29 protein-coding genes are annotated in these 22738 nt (G+C 70.4%); 10 read left to right on the plus strand and 19 right to left on the minus strand.

All coding sequences use genetic code 11. The annotated features are described in order from the left end of the window. Positions 1–149 precede the first annotated feature (149 nt). From ACYVF7_RS10875 to ACYVF7_RS10900, 6 genes are all read right to left on the minus strand, one after another. Positions 150–779: a response regulator gene (locus ACYVF7_RS10875; RefSeq protein ID WP_460338465.1), complete on the minus strand. Its 630-nt coding sequence runs from the start codon at positions 777–779 to the stop codon at positions 150–152. Continuing rightward, complete coding sequence (locus ACYVF7_RS10880; RefSeq protein WP_460338467.1) at positions 776–1936, minus strand: sensor histidine kinase; 1161 nt, start codon at positions 1934–1936, stop codon at positions 776–778. The genes ACYVF7_RS10875 and ACYVF7_RS10880 overlap by 4 nt, the downstream gene beginning before the upstream one ends. Beyond that, positions 1933–2745, minus strand: a complete 813-nt coding sequence (locus tag ACYVF7_RS10885; RefSeq protein ID WP_460338469.1) for an ABC transporter permease — start codon at positions 2743–2745, stop codon at positions 1933–1935. The genes ACYVF7_RS10880 and ACYVF7_RS10885 overlap by 4 nt, the downstream gene beginning before the upstream one ends. Then, positions 2742–3587, minus strand: a complete 846-nt coding sequence (locus ACYVF7_RS10890; RefSeq protein ID WP_460338471.1) for an ABC transporter ATP-binding protein — start codon at positions 3585–3587, stop codon at positions 2742–2744. The genes ACYVF7_RS10885 and ACYVF7_RS10890 overlap by 4 nt, the downstream gene beginning before the upstream one ends. A gap of 84 nt (positions 3588–3671) precedes the next feature. Beyond that, entirely contained in the window at positions 3672–4469 is a 798-nt protein-coding gene (locus ACYVF7_RS10895; protein ID WP_460338473.1) for a site-2 protease family protein, read from the minus strand. Then, the gene (locus ACYVF7_RS10900; protein ID WP_460338475.1) at positions 4470–5045 is read right to left on the minus strand and encodes a TetR/AcrR family transcriptional regulator; all 576 of its coding nucleotides are present in this window, start codon (positions 5043–5045) and stop codon (positions 4470–4472) included. 100 nt (positions 5046–5145) lie between these two features. Here ACYVF7_RS10900 and ACYVF7_RS10905 point away from each other — a divergent pair, with 100 nt between their 5' ends. Together ACYVF7_RS10905 and ACYVF7_RS10910 are read left to right on the plus strand one after the other, a co-directional pair. Then, entirely contained in the window at positions 5146–6024 is an 879-nt protein-coding gene (locus tag ACYVF7_RS10905; RefSeq protein ID WP_460338477.1) for an oxygenase MpaB family protein, read from the plus strand. Between the two features lie 17 nt (positions 6025–6041). Further along, positions 6042–6833: an SDR family NAD(P)-dependent oxidoreductase gene (locus ACYVF7_RS10910; protein ID WP_460338479.1), complete on the plus strand. Its 792-nt coding sequence runs from the start codon at positions 6042–6044 to the stop codon at positions 6831–6833. Positions 6834–6841: 8 nt separating this feature from the next. Here the strand turns inward: ACYVF7_RS10910 and ACYVF7_RS10915 are convergent, their stop codons facing one another. From ACYVF7_RS10915 to ACYVF7_RS10925, 3 genes are read right to left on the minus strand one after another with little or no spacing between them, the layout of a single operon-like run. Continuing rightward, positions 6842–7237 carry a DUF3224 domain-containing protein gene (locus tag ACYVF7_RS10915; protein ID WP_460338481.1) on the minus strand — a complete coding sequence of 132 codons (396 nt, stop codon included), beginning with the start codon at positions 7235–7237 and terminating at the stop codon, positions 6842–6844. 47 nt (positions 7238–7284) lie between these two features. Next, complete coding sequence (gene nucS / locus ACYVF7_RS10920; protein ID WP_360894985.1) at positions 7285–7944, minus strand: endonuclease NucS; 660 nt, start codon at positions 7942–7944, stop codon at positions 7285–7287. Positions 7945–7996: 52 nt separating this feature from the next. Beyond that, positions 7997–8920, minus strand: coding sequence for a DMT family transporter (locus ACYVF7_RS10925; RefSeq protein ID WP_460338483.1), 924 nt, complete (start codon positions 8918–8920; stop codon positions 7997–7999). Positions 8921–9000: 80 nt separating this feature from the next. Here ACYVF7_RS10925 and ACYVF7_RS10930 point away from each other — a divergent pair, with 80 nt between their 5' ends. Next, a complete protein-coding gene (locus ACYVF7_RS10930; protein ID WP_460338485.1) occupies positions 9001–9945 on the plus strand; it encodes a LysR family transcriptional regulator in 945 nt (314 codons plus the stop codon). Between the two features lie 23 nt (positions 9946–9968). Here ACYVF7_RS10930 and ACYVF7_RS10935 read toward each other — a convergent pair whose 3' ends face one another. Beyond that, complete coding sequence (locus tag ACYVF7_RS10935) at positions 9969–11183, minus strand: RNA polymerase sigma factor (protein WP_460338487.1); 1215 nt, start codon at positions 11181–11183, stop codon at positions 9969–9971. Position 11184: 1 nt separating this feature from the next. Further along, positions 11185–11529, minus strand: coding sequence for a YciI family protein (locus tag ACYVF7_RS10940; RefSeq protein ID WP_460338489.1), 345 nt, complete (start codon positions 11527–11529; stop codon positions 11185–11187). A gap of 193 nt (positions 11530–11722) precedes the next feature. Here ACYVF7_RS10940 and ACYVF7_RS10945 point away from each other — a divergent pair, with 193 nt between their 5' ends. Further along, the gene (locus ACYVF7_RS10945; protein WP_460338491.1) at positions 11723–12613 is read left to right on the plus strand and encodes an intradiol ring-cleavage dioxygenase; all 891 of its coding nucleotides are present in this window, start codon (positions 11723–11725) and stop codon (positions 12611–12613) included. Between the two features lie 81 nt (positions 12614–12694). On the opposite strand, the gene ACYVF7_RS10950 is transcribed toward ACYVF7_RS10945, so the two are convergent. Beyond that, entirely contained in the window at positions 12695–13597 is a 903-nt protein-coding gene (locus ACYVF7_RS10950; RefSeq protein WP_460338493.1) for an ArsR/SmtB family transcription factor, read from the minus strand. A gap of 284 nt (positions 13598–13881) precedes the next feature. Further along, on the minus strand, positions 13882–14514 hold the full coding sequence (locus ACYVF7_RS10955; RefSeq protein ID WP_460338495.1) for a hypothetical protein: 633 nt from the start codon (positions 14512–14514) through the stop codon (positions 13882–13884). Positions 14515–14700: 186 nt separating this feature from the next. Between ACYVF7_RS10955 and ACYVF7_RS10960 the strand changes: the two genes are divergently transcribed. Further along, positions 14701–15285, plus strand: coding sequence for a dihydrofolate reductase family protein (locus tag ACYVF7_RS10960; protein WP_460338497.1), 585 nt, complete (start codon positions 14701–14703; stop codon positions 15283–15285). A 57-nt stretch (positions 15286–15342) separates the two neighbouring features. Here the strand turns inward: ACYVF7_RS10960 and ACYVF7_RS10965 are convergent, their stop codons facing one another. Continuing rightward, positions 15343–15969, minus strand: coding sequence for a LysR substrate-binding domain-containing protein (locus ACYVF7_RS10965; RefSeq protein WP_460338499.1), 627 nt, complete (start codon positions 15967–15969; stop codon positions 15343–15345). Positions 15970–16075: 106 nt separating this feature from the next. On the opposite strand from ACYVF7_RS10965, the gene ACYVF7_RS10970 reads away from it, so the two are divergent. Continuing rightward, positions 16076–16570, plus strand: coding sequence for a pyridoxamine 5'-phosphate oxidase family protein (locus ACYVF7_RS10970; RefSeq protein ID WP_460338501.1), 495 nt, complete (start codon positions 16076–16078; stop codon positions 16568–16570). 27 nt (positions 16571–16597) lie between these two features. On the opposite strand, the gene ACYVF7_RS10975 is transcribed toward ACYVF7_RS10970, so the two are convergent. Then, positions 16598–17347 carry an SAM-dependent methyltransferase gene (locus ACYVF7_RS10975; RefSeq protein WP_460338503.1) on the minus strand — a complete coding sequence of 250 codons (750 nt, stop codon included), beginning with the start codon at positions 17345–17347 and terminating at the stop codon, positions 16598–16600. A 124-nt stretch (positions 17348–17471) separates the two neighbouring features. Here ACYVF7_RS10975 and ACYVF7_RS10980 point away from each other — a divergent pair, with 124 nt between their 5' ends. Continuing rightward, positions 17472–18113 (plus strand): hypothetical protein, encoded by a 642-nt coding sequence (locus tag ACYVF7_RS10980; RefSeq protein WP_460338505.1) that lies wholly within the window; start codon positions 17472–17474, stop codon positions 18111–18113. Then, positions 18106–18618 carry a hypothetical protein gene (locus tag ACYVF7_RS10985; RefSeq protein ID WP_460338507.1) on the plus strand — a complete coding sequence of 171 codons (513 nt, stop codon included), beginning with the start codon at positions 18106–18108 and terminating at the stop codon, positions 18616–18618. Before ACYVF7_RS10980 ends, ACYVF7_RS10985 begins: the two co-directional genes overlap by 8 nt. A 12-nt stretch (positions 18619–18630) precedes the next feature. Here ACYVF7_RS10985 and ACYVF7_RS10990 read toward each other — a convergent pair whose 3' ends face one another. Then, positions 18631–18789, minus strand: coding sequence for a DUF397 domain-containing protein (locus ACYVF7_RS10990; protein ID WP_460338509.1), 159 nt, complete (start codon positions 18787–18789; stop codon positions 18631–18633). After that, positions 18786–19640: a helix-turn-helix domain-containing protein gene (locus ACYVF7_RS10995; RefSeq protein WP_460338511.1), complete on the minus strand. Its 855-nt coding sequence runs from the start codon at positions 19638–19640 to the stop codon at positions 18786–18788. Before ACYVF7_RS10995 ends, ACYVF7_RS10990 begins: the two co-directional genes overlap by 4 nt. 150 nt (positions 19641–19790) lie before the next feature. Between ACYVF7_RS10995 and ACYVF7_RS11000 the strand changes: the two genes are divergently transcribed. Together ACYVF7_RS11000 and ACYVF7_RS11005 are read left to right on the plus strand one after the other, a co-directional pair. Continuing rightward, entirely contained in the window at positions 19791–20180 is a 390-nt protein-coding gene (locus tag ACYVF7_RS11000; protein ID WP_460338513.1) for an ATP-binding protein, read from the plus strand. Between the two features lie 115 nt (positions 20181–20295). Beyond that, positions 20296–20661: a hypothetical protein gene (locus tag ACYVF7_RS11005; protein ID WP_460338515.1), complete on the plus strand. Its 366-nt coding sequence runs from the start codon at positions 20296–20298 to the stop codon at positions 20659–20661. Positions 20662–20727: 66 nt separating this feature from the next. On the opposite strand, the gene ACYVF7_RS11010 is transcribed toward ACYVF7_RS11005, so the two are convergent. Continuing rightward, the gene (locus tag ACYVF7_RS11010) at positions 20728–21192 is read right to left on the minus strand and encodes a MarR family winged helix-turn-helix transcriptional regulator (protein ID WP_460338517.1); all 465 of its coding nucleotides are present in this window, start codon (positions 21190–21192) and stop codon (positions 20728–20730) included. Next, on the minus strand, positions 21189–22706 hold the full coding sequence (locus tag ACYVF7_RS11015) for an MFS transporter (protein ID WP_460338519.1): 1518 nt from the start codon (positions 22704–22706) through the stop codon (positions 21189–21191). The genes ACYVF7_RS11010 and ACYVF7_RS11015 overlap by 4 nt, the downstream gene beginning before the upstream one ends. Positions 22707–22738 lie beyond the last annotated feature (32 nt).

A 22738-nucleotide genomic window follows, 5' to 3' on the forward strand; every position in this document is an offset into this window, starting at 1 on the left:
AACGAGGTTCGGTTTCTCCGTAATCTATCGCTCACGCGCCGAGTGGGACCGGTACGGAACGTTGCCGGCGCGCGCCCGCCGTCCACCCGGGAGAGCGTACGGCGGGCCGAGCGTGGCAGGTGGACGCCGGACTACCAGAAGACCTGGTCCTAATCGCGCCCTGGGGAGGGGAGGATGCCGCGTTCGATGGCCGCGGTCACCGCGGCGGTCCGGTCGGAGACCCCGAGTTTGCCGAACGCCCGCAGCAGGTGCGTCTTCACGGTCGCCTCGCTGATCAGCAGTTCCCTGCCGATCTCGGCGTTCGTACGGCCGCGGGCGACGAGTCGCAGCACGTCGATCTCCCGGCGCGACAGCTCCACCGGCGAGCGCATCCGGGACACGAGCTTGGCCGCCACCGACGGGGCCAGGACCGTCTCGCCGCGCGCCGCCGCGCGTACGGCCTGCGCGAGGTCGTGCCGCGAGGCGTCCTTGAGCAGGTAGCCGGCGGCGCCCGCCTCGACGGCGCGCAGGATGTCGGCGTCCGTGTCGTACGTCGTCAGCACGACGACGCGGGTCTGCGGGCGCTGGACCAGCACCCGCGCGGTCGCCTCCACGCCGTCCCCGCCCGGCATGCGCAGGTCCATCAGCACGACGTCCGGCTCGTGCGCCCGTACCGCCGCGACCGCCTCGCCGGCGCCCCCGGCCTCGGCCACGACCGTCAGGTCGTCCTCGGCCGACAGCATGCCGCGCAGTCCCTCACGGACGACCGGGTGGTCGTCGACCAGCAACACCTTGATCATGCCGGCACCTCCACCACGACCGCGGTCCCCGCTCCGGGCTCGCTCCGTACGTCGAGGGTGCCGCCGACCTGGCCGACGCGTTCGCGCATGCCGTGCAGCCCGAACCCGCTCGACGCGCCCGGCGTGAAACCGACGCCGTCATCGCGTACCTCCAGGCGCACCGACTCCGCCGCGTACGCCAGGCCGACCTCGACCCGGTCGGCCTTCGCGTGCTTGCGGACGTTGGCCAGGCTCTCCTGGGCGACGCGCAGCAGCACGACCTCGGCGCCGGCCGTCAGCCGTCGCGGCTCGCCGGCCAGCGTGTAGTCGGCCGTCACCCCCACCTCCTCGCGGAGCCGCTCCGCCAGGCGTCCGACGGCCTCGTCCAGCGACGACTCGCCGAGCGGCGCGGGCGGCAGGGCGGCCACCAGCGCGCGGGCCTCGGCGAGGTTCTCCCGCGCGGTGCGCGCCGCCAGGCCGACCTGCCGCCGCGCCGCCTCCGGGTCGCGCAGGACGTACGCGTCGGCCGCCTGCAGCAGCATCAGGATGCTCGTGAAGCCCTGCGCGAGCGTGTCGTGGATCTCCGCGGCCATCCGCTCGCGCTCGGCCATCACGCCGGCCTCCCGGCTGACCTCGGCCAGCTCCGCCCGCGTCGTCTCCAGTTGCGCGATCAACTCCCGGCGCTCCGTGCTCTGCTCGATGATCCGCTCGATCCAGAGCCCGAAGAACCCCGAGAAGCCGATGACCACCACCGTCCAGACCAGGAACACCGCGATCGAACCGGCGTCCGGGTCGCCGCGGAGGAACCGCAGCGCGGGGACGGCGTTGAGGAGCACCAGCGCGGCGACGCTGTGCTGCCAGCGCATCAGCATGAAGCACTGCGGGGACGCGGCGAACAGCACGAGCGAGCTCTCCGGTGCGACGAGCGCCGCCGCGGAGCACAGCGCGATCATCCCGGCCACATAGACGTACAGCATCGGGCCGGGGCGGTCCCGCCCGAGGAACCGGCGGCCGAGGAGGAGATACCACGGCACCAGGGCGAGCAGGAGCGCGATGGTCGGTGCGCTCCTGCTCGCCGGCTCGACCGCCAGCACGTACATGAGCGTGGAGACGAGGACCAGGCCGAAGTACGCCTCCCAGCGGCCCAGTCCCCAGTCCCACGCGTCCTTGGTCGTCATCCGTCGCGGCGCCGTTTCCAGCGGAATGTCGTCAGGCACAGGGTCAAGCCTGCGACACCCCAGGCCGCCAGCACCAGTCCGGTGCGCCCGTGCTCCCAGGCGTGCACGGGCTCGGCGGGCAACAGCGTGTCCGGGAGCAGCGCCGACCGCAGGCCCTGGCTCATCCACTTGAGCGGGAAGAGCGCGCCTGCCTGTTGCACACCCGACGGCAGTTCGTTGTAGGGGAAGTACACGCCGGAGATGAACTGCAGGACGAGGTAGGGCATGTTGAGCACGGCCGCGGCGGCGCGGCCCGAGCGCGGGACGCTGCTGACGGCGATGCCGAGCAGGGTGCAGACGATGACCCCGGCCACGAAGACCCAGGCGAAGGTGATCCAGCGCTCCGGCGTGCTCGGAGGCTTCAGGCCGAACAGGACGTTCCCGAGAACGAACAGGACCGCGGTCTCCAGCACCGACAGTGCCAGCGCCAGAACGGCCTTGCCGATGAAGTACGCCGCCTTGGGCATCGGCGTGCCGTACAGCCGCTTGAGGGTTCCGTCGTCGCGCTCCTGGGCGATGGCGACGCCCAGGCTCACGAACGTCGTCGACATGATGCCGCTCGCGATGATCCCGGCCGCGAAGTACTGCCGGAAGTCCACGTCCGTGCCGCGGACCTTGCCCTTGAAGATGGTGCCGAAGATCAGCATGAGAATCATCGGCATCGCGACCGTGAAGACCACGGCCGATCTCTCCCGGAAGAACGCCTTCAGCTCGAGCGCGCCCCGGGACAGCCCGATCCGTACGGGGGACGGCATGGTCTGCGCGGTCAACGGTCTTCTCCGATCATCGTGAGGTAGACGTCCTCGAGGGTGGGACGGGCGACGGTCAGCTCCGGCACCTCGCCGCCGAACTTCTGGCTCAGCTCGGCCACCACCTGCGTGGGGGAGTCGGTCCGGATGGACTGCCGCCCCTCCGGACCGAGCCAGCCGACCCGCGCGGTCGCGGTGGCCCGGCCGCCCAGCTCCATTGGTGTACCGACCTCGAGGACCCGGCCGTCCGCGATGACGCCGACGCGGTCCGCGAGCGCCTCCGCCTCGTCCAGGTAGTGGGTGGTCAGCAGGATGGTCGTGCCGCCGCCCGCGAGCCCTTCGATGAGCTTCCAGAACTGCCGGCGCGCGTCCGGGTCGAACCCGGTCGTCGGCTCGTCGAGGAACAGCAGCTCCGGTGCGCCGACGATGCCGAGCGCCACGTCGACCCGCCGGCGCTGGCCGCCGGACAGGTGCGCCAGCCGCGCCCCGGCCTTCTCGGTGAGGCCGACCGCCTCGATCACCTCGTCGACGTCCCGGGGACGGGGGTAGTAGCCCGCGAAGTGCCGGACGATCTCCCGGACGCTCAGCTCCGGCTGCTCGTTCGAGGTCTGCAGCACGACGCCCAGCCGGGAGCGCCACTCCCGCGTCGGCCTCCCGGGGTCGGTCCCTAGGACGGAGACGTCTCCGCCGGTCCGCCGCCGGTGTCCCTCGAGGATCTCGACCGTGGTGCTCTTGCCCGCGCCGTTGGGGCCGAGCAGGGCGAACACCTCGCCGCGGAAGATGTCCAGGTCGACGCCGTTCACCGCGTCGACGTCGCCGTATCGCTTGCGCAGGCCGCGGACCCGCACCGCCGTTTCGTTCATGCCTCCAGCGTCGTGGCGGCGGGGCCTGTCCGGGATCGGCGGTCCGGTGATTCCCGTGTCCACCGAACGGTGGACACGGGACCGTCAGCCCCCGAAGCTGACGTTCTCCCAGAACCGGAACAGCCCGTGCCCGACCGAGACGAGGTCCTGGTCGATGCCGAACAGGTCGGTGAGGTGGTAGACGAGCGAGAAGAACTGCTCGTTGACCGCGGGGATCCACAGCAGGGCGAGCAGCGCCATGAAGGCGTAGCCGCCGATCCGGTCCGCCTGCGCGACCCAGCTGCGGGGGAGGTACGGCTCGACGATCCCGAAGCCGTCCAGGCCGGGCACCGGCAGCAGGTTCAGCACGGCCGCGGTGACCTGCAGGAACGCCAGGAACGCCGCGCCGGTCCAGAACAGCAGGTGCGCCGGGTCCTTGGCCAGGTTAGTGATGACGACGCCGAGGATGATCGCGAAGAGGAGGTTGGCGATCGGCCCGGCCGCCGAGATGAGGCTGTGCCGGATCTTCCCGGGGATCGCCCCGCGGTCGATGTAGACGGCGCCGCCCGGCAGACCGATCCCGCCGAGCAGCACGAACAGCACGGGCAGCAGGAAGCTCAGCGTGATGTCGCCGTACTTCAGCGGGTTGAGCGTCAGGTAGCCCTTGGTCGCGACGCTCCGGTCACCCGACCTGTAGGCGAAGAACGCGTGCCCGAACTCGTGCAGGCAGAGCGACACGATCCAGCCGCTGACGACGAACAGGAACAGGAACACCCGGGCGGTCCGATCCGGGCTGATGCCGTACCGCCAGACCGCGAGGCCGGACAGCGCGAACAGGCCGAGGACGAAGAGGAACGCCGGGCTGGGCCGTACGGCGGACCGCACCGCGCTTACATCGGACATCTATCTGCTCTCTACGAGGGCGGGGACGACATAGGTGCGCAGGAACTCCCGGGGGTCCCCGTCGCGGGGGAGGGCGATCATCGAGGAGATGATCCGGAAGAGGAACTCCACCGCGCCGTCCACGGTAATGTCCGCGCGGAGCAGACCTTCACGCTGGGCCATCGTGAAGTACGGCCGCACGCGGTCGGCGCACAGGCGCAGGACGTGCTCGGCGGCCCCGGCGATGGCGGTCTGGGTGTGCCCGGCGGCCTCCGGGGTGAGCAGGGCCGCCACCCGCGGCTCGCCGCGCACGAAGGCGACCGCGTCGACGACCCCTTCGACGATGCCGTCGGAGACCGAGGTCTGCGTGCCGAGCCGGGCGGCGAGCCGGTCGAGGAAGCGGCGCATGTCGCGGAGGAGGACGGCGAGGATCACCTCGTCGCGCCCGCCGGCGAAGCTGCGGTAGACGGTCGCCCGGGACAGTCCCGCCGCGGCCGCGATGTCCTCGACGGTCGTCTTGCCGACGCCGTAGCGCGCGAAGCAGTGCTCGGCGGCGTTGACGACCCGTTCCCGGACGTCGGTGGTGGCCTGCGGCATGCCTCGCAGGGTACCGGTCCCGTGAGACGCGACACATGATACGAATATTGCTTCTTGTCGCAAACAGCGTAACGTGGTCGTCACGTCCCGAGGAGGCCGGATGAATCCGCGTACGTCAATCGACGAGGCTTACTGGGCGATGTTGGCCGCCGCGCACCTGCCGGGTGAGCAGTACACCGACCCGCCCGGCGACCCGGGGCTATTCGGCCCGGACTCGGCGATCTGGCACGTCCACGGCGACGTCTCCGCCGTCCTCGGCGGCGTCTCCGGACTCATCCTCGGCACGCTGAACGAGCCCGTCACCCACGGCACGAACCGCTTCTCCGACTATCTTCAGGACCCGATCAAACGGCTCGGCTTCACCGCGTCGTTCGTGCTCGGCATGACGTACGGCTCGACGCCCGTCGCGGAGCGGCTCTCCGGCACGGTCCGGGCGATGCACCAGCGGGTCCAGGGCGCGATGCCCGACGGCCGCACCTTCTCCGCGACCGACCCGGACGACATCGTCTGGGTCGGGATCACCCAGGCGTACTCCGTCGCCCGCGCCCACGTCGCGTACCATCCGCACCCGCTGCGGGGCCGCGACCTCGACCGGTACTTCGCCGAGTACGCCGTGATCAACGAGATGCTCGGCGCGCCCGATTCGCCCCGGACGCTCGCCGAGGCGGAGGACTACTTCACGGCCGTGCGACCCCGCCTGACCGTCAGCGAGGAGGTGCTCCAGGCCGTCGAGTTCCTGCGCCGGCCGAAGGGCGGCAGCCCCGCGACGCGGATGTCCAGCGCGCTCCTCGCCCGCGTCGCGACCGGCCTGCTCCCGGACTGGGCGCTCACCCTCCTCGACGCGCGCCCGCCCTTGCCGCACGCGACCCGGATCGCCGGCCACGCCCTCATCCGCACGCTCCGGTACGGCGTGCGGTACCGGATGATCGACGAGGCACGGGCCCGCTGCGCCGCGACATCCGTGGAGACAACGGCCTGACGTGGCACGATGCCCGCATGAAGATCGATAAGGCGACCGCCCTCATCACCGGGGCGACCGGGGGCATCGGCCAGGCCATCGCACGCGAACTCGCCGGCCGCGGCGCGTCGGTGGTCCTCACCGGCCGCCGCGCCGACGTGCTCGAATCTCTGGCCGGGGAGCTCGGCGGCCGGGCGATCGTCGCCGACCTCACCGACCGGGACGGAGCCGTCCGCGTGCTGGAGGAGGCCGGGCCGGTCGACATCCTTGTCGCCAACGCCGGGTTGCCCGCCAGTGGGCCCCTCACCGACTTCTCCGTCGAGGACATCGACCGTGTGCTGGACGTCAACCTGCGCGTGCCGATGGTCATGGCCCGCCTGGCGGCCGAGCAGATGACCTCGCGCGGGCATGGGCAGCTGGTCTTCGTCTCGTCGATCGCGGGCAAGGTCGCGTCGGGAGGCACGGCGCTGTACAACGCGACCAAGTTCGGGCTGCGCGGTCTCGCCCTCGGCCTGCGCGAGGACCTGCACCCGCACGGCGTCGGCGTCTCGGCGATCTACCCGGGATTCATCCGGGACGCCGGGATGTTCGCCGACGCCGGGGTGGACCTGCCGCCGGGCGTGGGCACCAGCTCGCCCGAGGACGTCGCCCGCGCCGTGACCCGTGCCATCGAGCGCGACCGCGCCGAGCTCGACGTGGCCCCGCTGCCCGTCCGTGTCGGGGTGACGCTCGGCGCTTTGGCTCCGGGACTGTTCGCCAGGATTCAGCGGCGGGGCGGCGCGGACAAACTCACCCGCGCGCTCGCCGAAGGACAGCGCGACAAGCGCTGACAGCGTCCTCAGTCCAGCTCGTAGTCGAGCGTGTAGGAGTGGCCGCCGTCCTCTTCGATGATGATCTGCCCCTCGCCCTTGATCCCCTTGAGGTCGCCGGTGCCGCTCGTCTCCACGATCTTCCAGGTCAGCCACGGCTTGCCGTCCTCGCCGCCCGCGTTGTGCTGGAGCACGAACCCGCCCGTACGACCGTCCAGCGTGCCCTGGAACCGCTCGACACCGACGTACGCGGCAGGGTTCTCGGTGACGACAGTGATCAACTCGGTCGTGCTGGTGCCGGTGAGGCCGCCGCTGAACGTCTTCTCCACGTGGACGCGGGTCAGCTGCGTCCCCTCGTACTCGTCGTACGGCTTCTCGGCATCCCAGACGTCGAGAGTGAAGGTGCCTTCTGCTCGCTTGCTCATATGCCCAGCATGGCGGCGAAGACTGCCACCTTCTGTCAGGTATCTCGCTAGAAGAGCGTGCCGTCCCGCTCGATGCCGCGCAGCGCGTCGTAGTCCAAGGTGACGCAGCCGATGCCGCGGTCCTCGGCGAGCACCCGCGCCTGCGGCTTGATCTCCTGCGCGGCGAAGATCCCGCGGACGGGTGCCAGGAGCGGGTCGCGGTTCAGCAGGTCGAGGTAGCGGGTGAGCTGCTCGACACCGTCGATCTCGCCGCGCCGTTTGATCTCGATGGCCACCGTCCCGTTCGCGTCGTCGCGGCACAGGATGTCGACCGGGCCGATCGCGGTGGGGTACTCCCGGCGGATGAGCTTCCAGCCCTCGCCCAGCGTCGTGATGTGCTCGGCCAGCAGCTCCTGCAGGTGGGCCTCGACGCCGTCCTTCTGCAGGCCCGGGTCGACGCCCAGCTCGTGGCTGGAGTCGTGCAGGATCTCCTCGATCGTGAGGATCAGCTGCTCGCCCGACTTGCCGTGCGTGACCGTCCAGCGGCCCTCGTCCTCTTTGACGGAGCACGGCGGGTTCATCCAGTTGAGCGGCTTGAACGCGCGGTCGTCGGCATGGATCGAGACACTGCCGTCGGCCTTCATCAGGACCAGCCGGGTGGCCAGGGGCAGGTGAGCGGTGAGCTTGCCGACGTAGTCGACGCTGCAACGGGCGATGACGAGGCGCACGGTCGCCCACCTTAGCCGCCGCGCGCGCCGCCCGCGCACGTTCCGGAGGGCGTCAACCGGTAAGTGCCGGTGCCGGGCACGGGGTGTCATCTTTCACGGTCGTGCGGTGGGCACGTTCGATGGCCTGGCCCCAGTAGGTTCCGGCGACCATGAGCGCGGCGCCGAGGGCGGCCACGAGCGTGAACCGTTCGCCGCCGAGACCGATCCCGGCGGCCACGGCCCAGATCGGTTCGGTGCCCAGGAGAAGGCTCGCCCGGCTGGCGGAGGTGCGCTGCACCGCCCAGGTCTGCGCCAGGAAGGCGAACACGCTGCAGAACAGGGCGAGATAGATCAGCTGGATCCAGGTGGTGGCACTGCTGCGGGCCAACTCGGGCACGTCGGCGAGGGCGGGCACCAAGAACAGCGCCGAGCCGACGAGGGTTTGGACGGTCGTCAGGTGCAGCGGATCCATGGCGCGACCTGTGGTGAGCCGCCCGACGAGCGCGACGTGGCCCGCCCGCACGACCGCGGCGGCGAGGATCAGCACATCGCCGACCTGTGGGGTGTGCAGTCCGCGGCCGGACACGAGGAGTCCGATGGCCAGGGCACAGACGCCCGCGGCGAGAAAGAACCGCAGCGGCGGCCTGCCGCGACCGCCGGCCCGGTCCAGCAGCGGCGTCAGCACGATGGTCAGGCTGATGATCAGTCCGGCGTTGGCGGCGCTGGTATGCGCCACCCCGTAGGTCTCCAGCACCAGAACGGCAGCCTGGGTGATTCCCAGCAGCGCCCCGGCTCGGATCTCCTCGCGCGTCCAGCGGCGGAATCCGCGACGAGCGGCGACGAGGGCGACACAGGCGAGCGCGGAAATCGCATACCGAGCGAACAGCAGCGCCAGGACGGGGATGGCAGCGGCGGCCGTCTTCGCTGCCAGGTAGCTGGAACCCCAGACGAGCGCGACGAGCAGGAGGACGGCATCGGTACGGCGAGCATCAGGCACGTCCTCACGGTGCACCACCAGGACAATGAAGCCAACCACCAACTTCTGAAACGAACCTTTAGTTCGCCTACACTGTTCGAGTGGACGAACGGCAGTTGCGGATCCTCCGCGAACTGGGAGAGCTCGGCAGCGTCAGCGCGGTCGCCGAGGCCATGCACGTGACGCCCTCGGCGATTTCACAGCAGCTGCGACTACTGCAACGTTCGAGTCCCGTCCCGCTCACCGAACGCGCCGGACGGCGGATCGTGCTCACCGACGCCGGGCAGGCCTTGGCAGGTGCGGCGATCGAGGTGGAGACCGCCCTTGCCCGGGCGCGGCGCACCATCGCCGACTTCGCCGAGCAACCGGACGGCGACGTGTCGGTGGCGGCCTTCCACAGCGCGGCCACGGTGTTCTTCCCGCTCCTGCTGCGCGGTCTGGCCGGGCCGGGCCGTCCCTGCTTGACTCTCGCCGACGAGGACGTGGCGCAGGACCGCTTCCCCCGTCTCACGCGGGACTACGATCTCGTGCTCGCTCACCGGCTCGACCATGCTCCGGCGTGGCCGCGCACCGTGACCGCTGCCACACTGCTGCGCGAGCCGCTCGACGTCGCTCTGCCGAGGGACCACCCCCTGGCTTCCAAGCGGCAGCTCCTCCCGCGCGACGTGGCCGATCAGCCCTGGATCACCGTTCACGACGGCTTCCCGCTGATGGCCACCATCGAGGCCATCGCCACCGTCGCGGGCCGCCAGCTCGACATCGTCCACCGCATCAACGAATTCTCCGTGGTCGCCGAGGCCGTGGCCGCCGGCGGCGGCCTGGCACTGATGCCCCGCTGGACCTCACGTCCGCACCCCGCGGTGGTCCTCAAGCCGCTGAGCGGTGTGAACGCCAAGCGCCATATCGATGTACTCCACCGCCCTGAGCGCACCGCACGAAAGGCCGTCCGAACCGTCCTCGACGAGTTGCGTCGCGCCGCCGCCGCCATTCAGAGCCGAGACACCAGCGCGCCTCAGCCGGGTGTTGACACCCGCAATACGTCCTGATCGGGCGACCAGGAGCACCGGCGTCACCCGTCGAGCACCGCACGGCGGCGCCGCAGGAAGTCGCGTTCGGCGGTGTTCTCGGTGCGGGCGATCGCCGCCTCGTACGCCAGGGCCGCCTCGCCGGTACGGCCGAGACGCCGCAGCAGGTCGGCCCGGATGGCGTGGTACAGGTGGTGCCGGTCGAGGTCCAGGCCGTCGACGAGCGCGAGCGCCGGACCGGGACCCTCCACCTCGGCCACGGCCACGGCGCGGTTCAGGGCCACGACCGGGCTCGGGGCGAGCGCGAGGTGCAGGTCGTACAGCTCCAGGATCTGCCGCCAGTCCGTGGCGGCCGCGTCCGGCGCGTCGCTGTGCACCGCGTTGATCGCCGCCTGGACCTGGTACGGCCCCGGCCGGTCGCGCCGTAGACATCGCCGGACGAGGGCCTGCCCTTCGTCGATCAGCTCGCGGTCCCACCGGTTCCGGTCCTGCTCGGCCAGCGGGACCAGGGATCCGTCCGGGCCGGTCCGCGCCGCCCGGCGCGACTCGACCAGCAGCATCAGCGCGAGCAGGCCCGTCACCTCCGGCTCGTCGGGCATCAACTCGGCCAGCAGCCGCCCGAGGCGGATCGCCTCCGCGCACAGCTCCGCGCGGATCAGCCGGTCGCCCGAGCCGGCCACGTACCCCTCGTTGAAGATCAGGTAGATGACGGCCAGCACGGCCCGCAGGCGATCCGGCAGGTCCGCCTCCTTCGGGACCCGGTACGGGATGCGCGCGTCGCGGATCTTGCCCTTGGCCCGGACCAGGCGCTGGGCCATCGTCGGCTCGGGCACGAGGAACGCCCGGGCGATCTCCGCGGTGGTCAGCCCGCCCAGCAGCCGGAGCGTCAGCGCCACCCGCGCGGCGGGCGCCAGCGCGGGGTGACAGCAGGTGAAGATCAGGCGTAGCCGGTCGTCGCGCACCGGGCCCTCCTCGGCCGGTTCGTCGGGGGTCCGCAGCCAGACGGCCTGCGCGTGCCGGTCCGTACGGGACGCCTCACGGCGCAGCCGGTCGATCGCGCGGTTGCGGGCGGTGGTGATGATCCACCCCGCCGGGCGCGGGGGCGCTCCCGCAGACGGCCAGCGCCGCAGCGCCTCGGCGAAGGCGTCCTGGACCGCCTCCTCGGCGAGTTCGATGTCGCCGAAGACACGGACCAGGACGGCCACCGCGCGGCCGTACTCCTCGCGGAAGACCTCCTCGACCTGCGCGGTGGCGGACATGTCAGTCCTCGCCCAGCATCGGCCGTACCTCCACCGGAAGACGGGTGATGCGGGTGAAGGCCCCCGCCCATTCGAGCGCGGCGTCGAGGTCGGCCGCCCGGACGATCGTGAAGCCGCCGACGTACTCCTTGCCCTCGGCGAACGGGCCGTCGGTCGTGAGCACCTCGTCGTCGCGGAGCCGTACGACCGTGGCCGTGCTCGGAGCGTGCAGGCGCCCGGTGAACACCCAGGCGCCGGCGGCCTTCAGCTCCTGCTGCCAGGCCTCGACCTCACGCATGATCCGATCCAGATCGGCCGGGGGCTCTGCTCCGGCGGGCTGGTAGATGCTGAACATGTACTGCTTCATCGCGTGCTCCCTCTTCCGGACCGGCTCTCACCCTCTACACGAACGGGCCCCGGCCGGATCGACAGACGGCGGCGCCGAACATCTCACGGTTCTCAGATCGCTCTCATCCAATCTTCATGGGACACGGATAGCGTCGCTCGACGCGGGGGCCGACTGATCGTCATAGCCGTTGTCAACCCAAGGTGGCGAACGCATGACCGACCATGAAGACCACACCCGGTTGCCGGAATCCAGCGCGGTGAACCGCCGCGCCGCGCTGACCGCCCTCGGCGGCGCGGGCCTCGGCGCGGCCGGAATCGTCGCGCTGGGCCGCGCGGCGGCCGGCGCCTCCACCACCCACGGTCCCACCGGCCCGAAGCCGGCGTGCGTGCTGGTGCCGGAGCTGACCGAGGGCCCCTACTACCTCGACTACGAACTCTTCCGCCGCGACATCACCGAGCACAAGGAGGGCGTGCCCCTCATCCTGCGCGCCACCGTCGTCGACGCGACCACCTGCGCGCCCATCCCGAGGGCCGCGCTGGACATCTGGCACTGCGACGCCCTCGGCGAGTACTCCGGCTACACGGCCATGGGAGTCGGCGGCGCGAACGGCGGCGGACCGGGCGGCGGCCCCCCGCCCACCGGCACGCCGACGGCACCTCCGCCCGGCTCCCCGCCGCCGGGCGGCGGTGGCGGCCACGCCGAGCCGACCGACAAGCTCACCTTCCTCCGGGGCGTCCAGCTCACCGACCGGCGCGGCGTCGTGGAGTTCCGGACGCTGTATCCCGGCTGGTACATGGGCCGGGCCATCCACATCCACGCCAAGGTCCACATCGGCGGCAAGGTCGTCGGCAAGAAGTACACCGGCGGCCACGTGGCCCACACCGGCCAGTTCTTCTTCGACGAGAAGGTCACCGAGCGGATCGCCAAGCTCCAGCCGTACGCGATCAACACCACGCACCGCACGACGCTGGACGAGGACGGCATCTACCGCGACGGCGGCTCGGCCGGCCTGGTCACGCTGCGCCCGCTCCACAAGGGACCGATCACCCACGGCCTGCTCGCCACCATCGTCGTCGGCGTGAACCCCGACGCCACTCACTGACCCTCCCGGACGCCCGCCCCGTCCCGCCACGGGGCGGGCCTTGGGCAGCCGATGAGTTCGCGTCGTCTGGGACGACGGTGGTCAGGTCGCGGACTCCAGGAGAGTGTCCGCGGCGGCGGTCGAGCTGTGCATCACCTGCCGGCCGATCCGGTGCGTCGTGATCAGCCCGGCGTCGCGCAGGACGGTGGCGTGCTGGCTGGCCATGGACTTGGACACGCCGACCCTTGCGGCCAGTTCACTCGTGCTGCACGCGCGCGCCGCGACCGTGGACAGGATGGTCGCCCGAGTCCGGCCCAACAGGGCCTCCAGGGAACGGGGCGATGCCGGCCGCCGGGTCAGAACGGCCCAGGCGAAGTCGCGTTCGATCGGGAACACGAGTGTCGGTGGCAGCTCCGGATCCCGGAACGCGATCGGATACTTCCAGCAGAAGAACGACGGCACCAGGCGCAGCCCGCGCCCCTCGAGCCGCAGGTCCCGGTCGACCGGATAGGGCAGTTCCAGTACGGGTGGCCGCCACCGGGCCTGATCGTGCAGCCCGACGAACAGCGCCTCGATTCCGGAGTCCTGTAAGGCTCGGCCCCGCGCGGCGACGTCGGCGCGCACGCTCCGCTCGATCCGGCGTGTGAAGGGCGCGAGGGCCACCTGGTGATGGCGGCGAAGGGCGCCCACCAGGCCGCGCATCGCCGCGGCGGATCCGTCGGCGAGGGCGTCGGCCGGAGCGGGCAACCGCTGCCGGGCCGCCAGGATGCGAAGCTCCTTGCGGATCACCGTGAGCGGCGTCGAGGCGATCAGGTCGAGCCCGTGCTCGAGGCTGTCGGCGCCCGGGGTGAGGAAGTCCGGAGAGTATCCGCGCGGAGGCGCGATGCCCCCGAGCCACCGGAGCGACGGCGGAAGCTCCGCGCGTACCTGGCGCCGCCAGGGGTCGTATGTCAGTGCGCCGTCGTGGCCGGGCAGCTGGTGCAGGCTGAGCAGGACGTCCCACATCGGATCCGGTCCTGTGGCGAGCCGGGTCCGGGAAAGGTCTTTCCCCGTGAAGTGGATTCGTAGCATGAGATTCCCCCGAATGACTCATGTATCGACTTAACAGTTTCGTCGCTGTCAGTGCGATTTTGGGGGAATGTCCTTATCCGGCCATGGTGTCAACTGTGCCTGGTGTGTGAGAGTCGCTCGCGGTCCGGCCTGACGTATGGCGACCGTCCCGAAAACCGGCGCCGGGCCGGGTACGGCTCTTCAGCCGCCCCCGGCCCGGCCGCAGCGAGGTGGCTCGATCAGCAGGGGTGGACGACATCCACCGGCGTCCAGTTGAAACTCTGCGAGGAGTCGTACGCGCCCCCGGTGTAGAACTTGTAGCCGCCGCTGGCGCTCCGGAGCAGCGCGACGGTTCCCTTGGTCTGGTTGTTGACCCACGAGCCGTTGTTGTACCAGCCGTAGATGTTGTGGTCGCCGCACGTGTACATCGACAGCACGTCGCCCTGGAAGACCTCGCCCTTGTACAGGCAGAACCATCCGCTGTAGATCGGGTTGTCGGCGAGGCACTTGTCCTGCCACACGTCGTTCGCGTGCACTCCCGGGGCGGCCGGCAGCGTACGGGCGTACTTCTCACCGGGCAGAGCGACGGTGATGTACATGCCCTTCGCGGAGACCTTGTTGGCGGCGATCTGTGTCCCGTGGTAGTCGGCGACGTAGCGGTCGACCCGCGTCTGCAACGTCTTGGCCTGGGCGTTGGAGAGTCCCGCGCTCTTCGCCTGGGCCGCGAAGTCGGCGGACGCGGGGGTGGTGGGCGCGGGGGTGGTGGCGCTCGCCACGCCGACGCTGACCGCACCTGCCGCGGTGAAGACACCGACGGCGAATGCGAGAGCCGTGGCCTTGCCGACCATTCGCCTGGTGGATGAGTGGTCCATGGTTGCCCTCCCTGGGCTTCCTTGGGTGAAGAACCGCTGTTGCGGCAATCACGGTCGCTCGACTGGAGGGGGAGCGGGGCGGCCTTTCAGCCAGGACTGAACGGCGGCTGAAGTAGGTCGGGACAGCCGATGAGTTCTGGCATTCACCGACGTTCTATTCGGTGGAGAAACCCACGGGAGGTCCACATGGCGAAGGTCCACACGCACATGACAATGTCCCTGGACGGCTACATCGCCGACCCGAAGGACGGGACCGGTGAGCTGTTCGGCTGGTACGGCGCCGGCGACGTCACCGTGCCGAGCGCCGACGAGCGCTGGTCGTTCCAGGTCGACGCGAACAGCGCGGAGATGCTGCGCGAGATCCTCTCCGGCGTCGGCGCGCTCGTCTGCGGCCGCCGGCTCTTCGACCTGACCAGCGGCTGGGGCGACAGCCATCCGATCGGGGCCCCGGTCGTCGTCGTGACCCACAACCCGCCGTCGGACGCGGCGAAGTGGCCGCGAACCACCTTCGTCGACAGCGTCGCGGAAGGCGTCGCGCGCGCCAAGGAGATCGCCAGCGACAAGGACGTCAGTATCGCGAGCGCCGACATCGCACGGCAGGCCCTCGACCTGGGACTGGTGGACGAGGTCTGCATCAGCCTCGTACCGGTGCTGCTCGGCGAGGGCATCCCGTACTTCACCGACCTGGCCGGCGCGCCGCACCGCTTCGACGACCCGGTCGTGATCCAGGGCAATCGCGCCACTCACCTTCGCTACCGCGTGCGACGCTGAGGCCCGATGAGGGCGAGCAACTGCCCGCAGCCGCCCGCCAGGCGTGGGCCGGTGGCGTCAGCGGTTGGCCGGGCGGCGAGTGACCTGGTCGGAGTCGCAGGCGTCCTGAGCCGCCTGGACGAATTCGCGGACCCGGTTGGTGGCGTTGGTCTTCAGCCACATCGGCCCCCATCGGAGCGGTGGCGCGTCGGTGAACGGGAGGTAGGCGATGTCGGGCCGGGGGTAGAGCCGGGCGACGTTGTCGCCGACGGGGAAGACGCCGCGGTCGGCCGCGACGAGGGTGAGGGTCTCGGTGAAGCTGGCGGCTCGGGGACCGCGGGGGACCGGTGCGCCCGACGGCGTGTGCGCCGGGTTGCGGTCGAGCTGGAAGGCGTCGGGCATGTCTGCGGGCACCAGGATCACCGGGTACTCGGCCATTTCCTCCACCGACACCGCCTGGCGATCGGCCAGCGGGTGCCCGGCCGCCACCGCCAGCATCCGCGCCTCGGACAGCAGGACCGGTCCGGCCACCACGTCGGGCTGGGAGGCGATGAGGAGGTCGGTGATCAGGACGTCGATGTCGCCGCCGCGTAGCCGGGCGACGGCGTCGTGGCCCTGGGTCTCGTGGATGTGCACTTCGCAGTCGGGGTGCCGCTTGCCGAACAGCGCGACCGCTTTCAGGTCGAAAGCAGGCAGGAGGCGCAAAGGCGAGCGCGTCCTGTGGCCGCGGGCCCGGGGCGCGTCGGCATCGGCGATGAGTTCACGTCGGCTCTCCGGTCAGTACGGGCGAACCGACCTAAGGAGACGACTCATGGATCTCGCACAGGGTGACCTGCGGCTGCTGGAGACGGACGTCGCCCAGCGCCTTCTGCACTCGAAGATTCCGGCGCGGCTCGCCTACGTGGCGACCGACGGGACGCCTCGGGTGATGTCGACCTGGTTCGTCTGGACCGGCGGCGAACTCGTGATGGCGACGTACGTCCACTGCCCGCCGATGGGGATCACGCGCCCGGCCGCGCGGCTGCGCGCCCTGCGCGCGAACCCCGCCGTGGCCGTCACGATCGACACGGAGCCCCAGCCGCCGGAGGTGCTCCTCCTGCGCGGCCGGGTGTCGATCACCGAGGTCGACGGCATGGTGCCCGAGCAGGCGCAGGCGGCACGCCGTTTCCTCGGCGAGGAGGGCGGCGCCGGGTACGTCGCTCAGGCCTCGCACCCGGACACGAGGATGGCACGCATCGCGCTGCGCCCTACCTGGGTCGGCCTGCTGGACTTCCAGAACCGGCTCCCCGGCATCATCGGCGCCTGAACGACGGCCGGTGGCCCCAGGACCGTCTCAGCGGTCATCGGCCTGCCGGAGGTACAAGGTGACGAAGCCGAGAGTGCCGCGATAGCCGTGGAGCCAGGCGGAGCGGTGCTCATCGGCGACCTTGAGCGCCTGATCGCCGTCCGGATGTTCCGGGTGGTCGAGGGCCCACCGTGACAGGGTGCCGGTCCAGGACCACTCGTAGTCGTCCCACTCCTGCCGCGTGCTGACGTGCCCGTACACGGGAACCCATCCGCGCGACCGGATGCGATCGACGGTCGCGGCGAGGTCGTCGTACTCGTCGGCGGCGAAGCCGCAGTCGAGAGTCTCCTGGCCGGGCGGGCGCTCCCAGAATCCGTCGCCGACGAGGACACCGCCCCCGGCGGCGAGATGGCCGGCGGCCGCGTCGAGCGTCGACACCAGGCCCCCGAAGGCATGTACGGCGCCGACGCTGATCACCAGGTCGAATCGGTGCGGAGACGTGAACTCGCCGGCATCCACCTCATGGAAGACGACCCGATCGGCCACTCCGGCGGCATTCGCGGCCTCGCGAGCCCGAGCAATCGCCGAGGCGTCCACGTCGACACCTTCGGCCCGAAGCCCGGGACGGTCGGCCAGCGCGCGTACCAGCCAGGTTCCCTGCCCGCATCCGAGATCGAGGATCCGCTCGTCCCCACGGCGCAGGGCCCGATCGAGCAGCGTACGCACCGAGTCATCGGCGAGAGGAGCCATGATCGGATGGTCACCGTGGGCGATCCCGCTGATTTCCTGACGATTCATAGGCCGCATCCTGCCCGCGACCTCTCGGAGAGTCTTCCGAATATCCGCAACCACGGCCCGTACGAGCACTCCCGTCGGCGGCGATATCCGTCGATCGTCGCACCCATGCTCGATAATCCCGGCCATGGGATTCTGGGGAACCTTCCTGGTGGCGCGCGCTGATCGGCCTCTCCCGGACCTCGACGGCGTCCGAGATCTGGCCGACCACATCGTCTGGCACGGTGAGGGCCAGGACGGCTGGCAGGCGGTTCAACTGCACCGAGCGCCGGAGGACTGGCACCCGCCGATGACCGGTACGGACGACAGGGAACACCTGCTGAAGTCGGTGCTGGCGCAGACCGGCCGGCCGGTGCTGGCGGCCATCGTGCTGGCCAGCGACGGCGCCCAGCTGATCGGTTACAGCCCACGGGCCGGCCGGTGGAGCGGCTGGCTGACGCTGGAGGTGCTCATCGACTACCTCGACTCGCAGTACACCGAGTGCCTCGAAGTGGATGACGATGAAGAACTCCCGGCCGATCTCGACCAGTTCTGGCAGAGCCGTTATCGCGAAGCCTGCCGCCCGCTGTACGAGCTGGTGCCGCCCGCGGACATCGCCGCGCCGCAGGCCGTGGCATGGGCGGTCGAGGCAGGTTACGCGCCGAGTGTGGCGGCGGTGGAGGCGGTCCTCGACGGCGGCGATGTCTTTGTTGAAGACCAGTTCTTCAAGCTCCTGGCGGCGCTGGGGCTACCCGCGCTGACGGAGCCCGCCGTGGTGTCCGATGACTGAACAGACGTACCGGTACGTGGGCCCCGCCGATCTCCTCGCCACGGTGCGACCGGGGGGTGAGGGCCGTGCGATCCGTTCCCTGGACGACCTCGCCGCCTGGTCGTCGAATCGTGGTGACGCCGAACTCGACGAGCCCTTCACCTACGTGGTGGATCTGAGCGGAACGTTGCGGCTGGCACCGCGGCGAAGTGAACACGTCGCATGCGCCGGCGGAGTCCCGGTTCTGGGCGCCGGAGAGGTGATGTTCCGCCGCGAGCGGGGCCGCTGGGTCGTCGATGAGATCAGCAACCAGTCGACCGGCTACTGCCCGGACGTCACGAGCTGGCCCGCGGTCCGCGACGCCCTCGACCAGGCGGGACTCGCTCACCCCGGCAGCTTCACCCATCCGGTCATCTTCCGCCGCTGCCCGGCCTGCCACGAGCGGAACATCGTCCGCGACGACGACTTCCACTGCGCTTTCTGCGACACGGAACTCCCCGCCACGTGGAACATCACGGGAAGCTAGCGGCTGCCGCGCCTACGACCTCACGACGGCCACCTGCACGCATGTGCCGCCCTGGTTGCCACTACGGCTGCTGGTCCGCCACACGGCGGCCACCTGCACGCACTCGCCGCCCTGGTTCCCGCTGTAACTACTCGTCCGCCACGAGGGCCGAGGCGAATGGAGAGTCGTCATAGCTCTGACAATAGCCCGGCGATCAGCTTTTGGGACTCTTGCGCGGAGAGAGCAGTGGTGCGGAGATGATCGAAGGCCATGCTGTAGGTGCGGACATCGGATTCGTCTTCCCGGTACGACATTGCGGTCAAGGAATCGACGGTCACTATCCGCAGGTCACCGCAATCTCCAACATCTAGGATCTTGAAAGCTCCGGTCACTCCCCAGTGCGCCCCTTCGCCGAGGGGAATCACCTGAAGGGCGACATGCGGGAGGGCAGAGACCTCGATCAGCTGTGTCAGCTGGGAACGCATTACCTCGGATCCGCCGACCTGCCGCCGCAATGCGGCTTCGTCCAGGATCGTCAGCAACTTGGGTGGATCTGGTCTGTGGAGCAGCTCCTGACGGCGCATGCGCACGTCAATGAGTCTGTCGACACGCTCGGGGTCGTCCGCGAAAGGGCCTGTTTCCATGAGCGCGCGGACGTACGCCTCGGTCTGTAGCAGTCCCGGAATCAGGATGAGTTCGAAGAGCGCGATGAAGATGGCGTCGGCTTCGAGGCCGATGAAGTCCATCATCTCGGGGGAGAGGTCGGTGGCGTAGCGCTGCCACCAGCCCTTCTTGCGGCCATTGCGGCACCAGTCGAACAGGCGGCCGGTCACGGCGGGGTCGGTGACGCCGTACTTGCCGAGGATGTACTCCAGGTCGCGGACCGGGAGGTGGTGCAGGCCCTTCTCGATGCGGCTCAGCGACGAGGGCGAGCGCATCAGGACGTGGGCGGCGTCGTCTAACGTGAGGCCGGCCGCTTCGCGGTGGTCGCGAAGCGCCATGCCCAGCCTGCGCAGCCGGATCGTCGGCGTGATGGTGGCCATGGCGGCATTGTGACCAGGCACGAGTCGCGTCGCCACGCGAATCGGCGATGTGCAAATCGGCTCCTCGCCGTCACCCTCCTTTGACGAAGCGTGTTGAACGCGTTACCCGACGCGACGATGCTTGCGGCGACATCGGCGAGAGGAGTCGTCATGGGGGCGATGATCGTGCTGGGAACTCTGACGCTTCCGGGCAGCGAGCGGTGCGTCGTCCACGCTCGGCGCTTCGTCCGCGACCTGATGGGCGAGGACCATCCGGCCGTCGACGACGCCGAGCTGTGCACCAGTGAGCTGGTCACCAACGCCGTCGTGCATACGAAGTCGGGCCGAGGCGGCCATGTGACCATCACCGTCGCGCGGGACGGCGACTTGGTCGAGATCTGCGTGGGGGACGACGGCGCGGGCGGCGAGGTGCCGCACGTACGTGACGATCTGTTCGCGGAGGACGGCCGGGGCATGGTCATCGTGACGGCGCTCGCCGCCGAATGGGGCGTGGAGGCCGAGCGCGGCGGCATCACGACCTGGTTCCGCCTCCGCGGCTGAGAACAGGCTCGGTAAGCCGGACGGGCAGCCTGCCGGTCTCAGGCTTGTCATGAACGCGAGGGAACCGGTTGACGGAGTACGGGTAGTGATCGGCCGCTCCGCCGAAAGGTGCCGTATGACAGAGAAGGTCACGACGTGCACCCCGAAGGTGCGCGCGGCGACGTACCGGATGCTCGCGGGACTTCCGGCTGTGCGATCACTCGGCCACCTGACGGATCCACTCGGCCGTCCGGGCGTCGGCGTCGCCATGACCGAAGTGCGATCGAACGGCTACACCCTGGAACGCCAGCTCATCATCGATCCCCGCACGGGCCTGCTACTCGCGGACCAACAGATCGTCATCAGACCGGGCGAGCGCTGGCTGAAGCCGGGATGGCGCGTGACCTACTCCGCCCGGCAGGACGCCGGCTGGACGAACACCGAGCCCGTACTGCCGAAGACCGACTGCACGGCTCCCTCGGCCCCGCCCGAATGCCGATGAGATGACTCATCGTCGAGGGCGCTGGGATCGCGTCGCCTGCGGGGTCATCGGCCGAGGCGAGGAGGCCTACGCGTCCGAGGCGCGGAGCTTGGCCATGATCCGGTCGAGGGCGGCGAGCTCTTCGGGCTCCAGGGCGAGCAGGGAGCGGGGCAGCCGGGACAGGATGCCGTTCGCCTGGCGGGCGACCTCCGCCCCGGCCGGTGTGAGGGAGACGATTTTGGAGCGGCGGTCCTCGGGATGGACGGTGCGCTCTACGTAGCCGCGTTCTTCGAGGTCGTCGACGACCAGGGTGGTGTACGGCTTCTCGGTCTGGAGGCGGGCGGTCAGCTCGCGCATGGTGAGCGGGCCGGGCAGCAGGCGGCGCAGCGCCTTGACGCGGAAGAAGCTCATGCCGAGCGTGTCGGTGATCTCCTTGCGGCGATCCTCCTGGTTCAGGACGAGGTCGCGCATGACCGCCCAGACGCGGACGGCCGCCTCCGGCTCCGGCTGGAGTGCGGCCGAGCCGTTCACGTCCTTCGTCGCGTCGCTCATGAGGTGTCCGCCGTCCTGATCGAACCGTGGTCGAGCCGCTCCGCGGTGCGCGTGGCGGTCTGCCTGGCCCAGCGGCCGGTCGTGAGGATACCGAGGACCAGGATTACGCTGCCACAACCCGCGCCGACCCACCAACCGAGGTGGCTGGCCTGCGGGAATCCGGTGCGCAGCGGACCGCGTACGGCCGAGGTGACCAGGGATCCGATGACGGCCACGCCTATGGACTGGCCGACCTGGCGGCTCGTGGAGGCGACGGCGGCGGCGACTCCGGCCTGGGCGCGCGGCATGCCGGAGACGGCGGTGTTGGTGATCGGCGCGTTGATCATGCCGAACCCGAGCCCGAACAGCACGTACGCGGCCATGAGCCGCCACGTCGGGGTGTGGGCGGTGAGGCCCGTGAGTATCAGTGCGCTTGCGGTCATCGTCGCGCCCGCGACGACCAAGGGCACGCGCGGCCCGGCCCTGCCGACGATGCGGCCGGACAGCGGCGCGAAGAGCAGGGTCATCCCGGCCATCGGCAGGGTGAGCAGACCGGCGTGGAACGCGGAGTGGCCGAGGACGTCCTGCAGGTAGAGGGTGTTGACGAAGAGGAACCCGCCGAGCGAGGCGAACCCGCAGACGGCGATGACCGTCGCTCCCGCGAACGGGACGCTGCGGAAGAACCGCGGGTTGATCAGCGGCTCGGCGCGGCGCAGTTCGTACGGGATGAGAAGGGCGAGCGCGAGGACGGCCGCCGCGACGCAGCCCACCGTCTGCGCGGATCCCCATCCGGCGCTCGGTGCCTCGATGATCCCGTACGTGAGGCCGGCGAGCAGCACGACGATCAGGACCTGGCCGACCGGGTCGGCTTGCTTTCCACCCCCTTGGCTACGCCCCGCCGCCCCCGGACGCGGGCGCGGGGCCCGCGATTCAGGCACGAACCGCGCGCACAGGGCGAACGCGAGCAGGCCCACCGGAATGTTGATCCAGAAGATCGCCTGCCAGCCGGCGGAGGCGGCGAGCGTGCCGCCGAGCAGCGGGCCCAGCGCCATGCTGATGCCCACCACGCCACCCCACACGCCGATGGCGCGGGCCCGTTCCCGGGGGTCGGTGAAGGTGTTCGTGATGATCGACATGGCGACCGGGTTGAGCATGGAGCCGCCGACCGCCTGCACCGTGCGCGCGGCGACCAGCCAGCCCAGGCTCGGTGACAGGGAGCACAGCAGGGAGCCCAGGGTGAACAGGAGCAGGCCGGTCTGGAACGTCCGCCGCCGCCCGATCCGGTCCGCCGTCGAGCCCGACAGCATCAGCAGGGCGGCGAGCACGACCGTGTAGGCGACGATGATCCACTGCAGGCCGGAGACGGACGCGTGGATATCGCGCTGGATGGAGGGCAGGGCGACGTTCACGATCGTGTTGTCCAGGCCGACGATGAACAGGCTCATGCAGCAGATCGCGAGGATCAGCAGGCGTCGCCGCCGGTTCGGCGGGGCGGTGTCGCCTGCAACGGGGGAGCGCCGTCTAGTTATGTACATATAACTATTATACGCATATAACCAACCTGCGC

The organism is Actinoallomurus acanthiterrae (assembly GCF_054775715.1).

Coding starts and splice junctions, on each gene's coding strand:
- ACYVF7_RS10880 (WP_460338467.1), bottom strand. CDS start 1,936: ATGACGACCAAGGACGCGTGGGACTGGGGACTGGGCCGCTGGGAGGCG.
- ACYVF7_RS11015 (WP_460338519.1), bottom strand. CDS start 22,706: ATGTACATAACTAGACGGCGCTCCCCCGTTGCAGGCGACACCGCCCCG.
- ACYVF7_RS11010 (WP_460338517.1), bottom strand. CDS start 21,192: ATGAGCGACGCGACGAAGGACGTGAACGGCTCGGCCGCACTCCAGCCG.
- ACYVF7_RS10905 (WP_460338477.1), top strand. CDS start 5,146: ATGAATCCGCGTACGTCAATCGACGAGGCTTACTGGGCGATGTTGGCC.
- ACYVF7_RS10975 (WP_460338503.1), bottom strand. CDS start 17,347: ATGAATCGTCAGGAAATCAGCGGGATCGCCCACGGTGACCATCCGATC.
- ACYVF7_RS10895 (WP_460338473.1), bottom strand. CDS start 4,469: ATGTCCGATGTAAGCGCGGTGCGGTCCGCCGTACGGCCCAGCCCGGCG.
- ACYVF7_RS10970 (WP_460338501.1), top strand. CDS start 16,076: ATGGATCTCGCACAGGGTGACCTGCGGCTGCTGGAGACGGACGTCGCC.
- ACYVF7_RS10985 (WP_460338507.1), top strand. CDS start 18,106: ATGACTGAACAGACGTACCGGTACGTGGGCCCCGCCGATCTCCTCGCC.
- ACYVF7_RS10980 (WP_460338505.1), top strand. CDS start 17,472: ATGGGATTCTGGGGAACCTTCCTGGTGGCGCGCGCTGATCGGCCTCTC.
- ACYVF7_RS10890 (WP_460338471.1), bottom strand. CDS start 3,587: ATGAACGAAACGGCGGTGCGGGTCCGCGGCCTGCGCAAGCGATACGGC.
- ACYVF7_RS11000 (WP_460338513.1), top strand. CDS start 19,791: ATGGGGGCGATGATCGTGCTGGGAACTCTGACGCTTCCGGGCAGCGAG.
- ACYVF7_RS10995 (WP_460338511.1), bottom strand. CDS start 19,640: ATGGCCACCATCACGCCGACGATCCGGCTGCGCAGGCTGGGCATGGCG.
- ACYVF7_RS10950 (WP_460338493.1), bottom strand. CDS start 13,597: ATGTGGGACGTCCTGCTCAGCCTGCACCAGCTGCCCGGCCACGACGGC.
- ACYVF7_RS10910 (WP_460338479.1), top strand. CDS start 6,042: ATGAAGATCGATAAGGCGACCGCCCTCATCACCGGGGCGACCGGGGGC.
- ACYVF7_RS10940 (WP_460338489.1), bottom strand. CDS start 11,529: ATGAAGCAGTACATGTTCAGCATCTACCAGCCCGCCGGAGCAGAGCCC.
- ACYVF7_RS10935 (WP_460338487.1), bottom strand. CDS start 11,183: ATGTCCGCCACCGCGCAGGTCGAGGAGGTCTTCCGCGAGGAGTACGGC.
- ACYVF7_RS10955 (WP_460338495.1), bottom strand. CDS start 14,514: ATGGACCACTCATCCACCAGGCGAATGGTCGGCAAGGCCACGGCTCTC.
- ACYVF7_RS10945 (WP_460338491.1), top strand. CDS start 11,723: ATGACCGACCATGAAGACCACACCCGGTTGCCGGAATCCAGCGCGGTG.
- ACYVF7_RS10990 (WP_460338509.1), bottom strand. CDS start 18,789: ATGACGACTCTCCATTCGCCTCGGCCCTCGTGGCGGACGAGTAGTTAC.
- ACYVF7_RS10875 (WP_460338465.1), bottom strand. CDS start 779: ATGATCAAGGTGTTGCTGGTCGACGACCACCCGGTCGTCCGTGAGGGA.
- ACYVF7_RS10900 (WP_460338475.1), bottom strand. CDS start 5,045: ATGCCGCAGGCCACCACCGACGTCCGGGAACGGGTCGTCAACGCCGCC.
- ACYVF7_RS10960 (WP_460338497.1), top strand. CDS start 14,701: ATGGCGAAGGTCCACACGCACATGACAATGTCCCTGGACGGCTACATC.
- ACYVF7_RS11005 (WP_460338515.1), top strand. CDS start 20,296: ATGACAGAGAAGGTCACGACGTGCACCCCGAAGGTGCGCGCGGCGACG.
- ACYVF7_RS10915 (WP_460338481.1), bottom strand. CDS start 7,237: ATGAGCAAGCGAGCAGAAGGCACCTTCACTCTCGACGTCTGGGATGCC.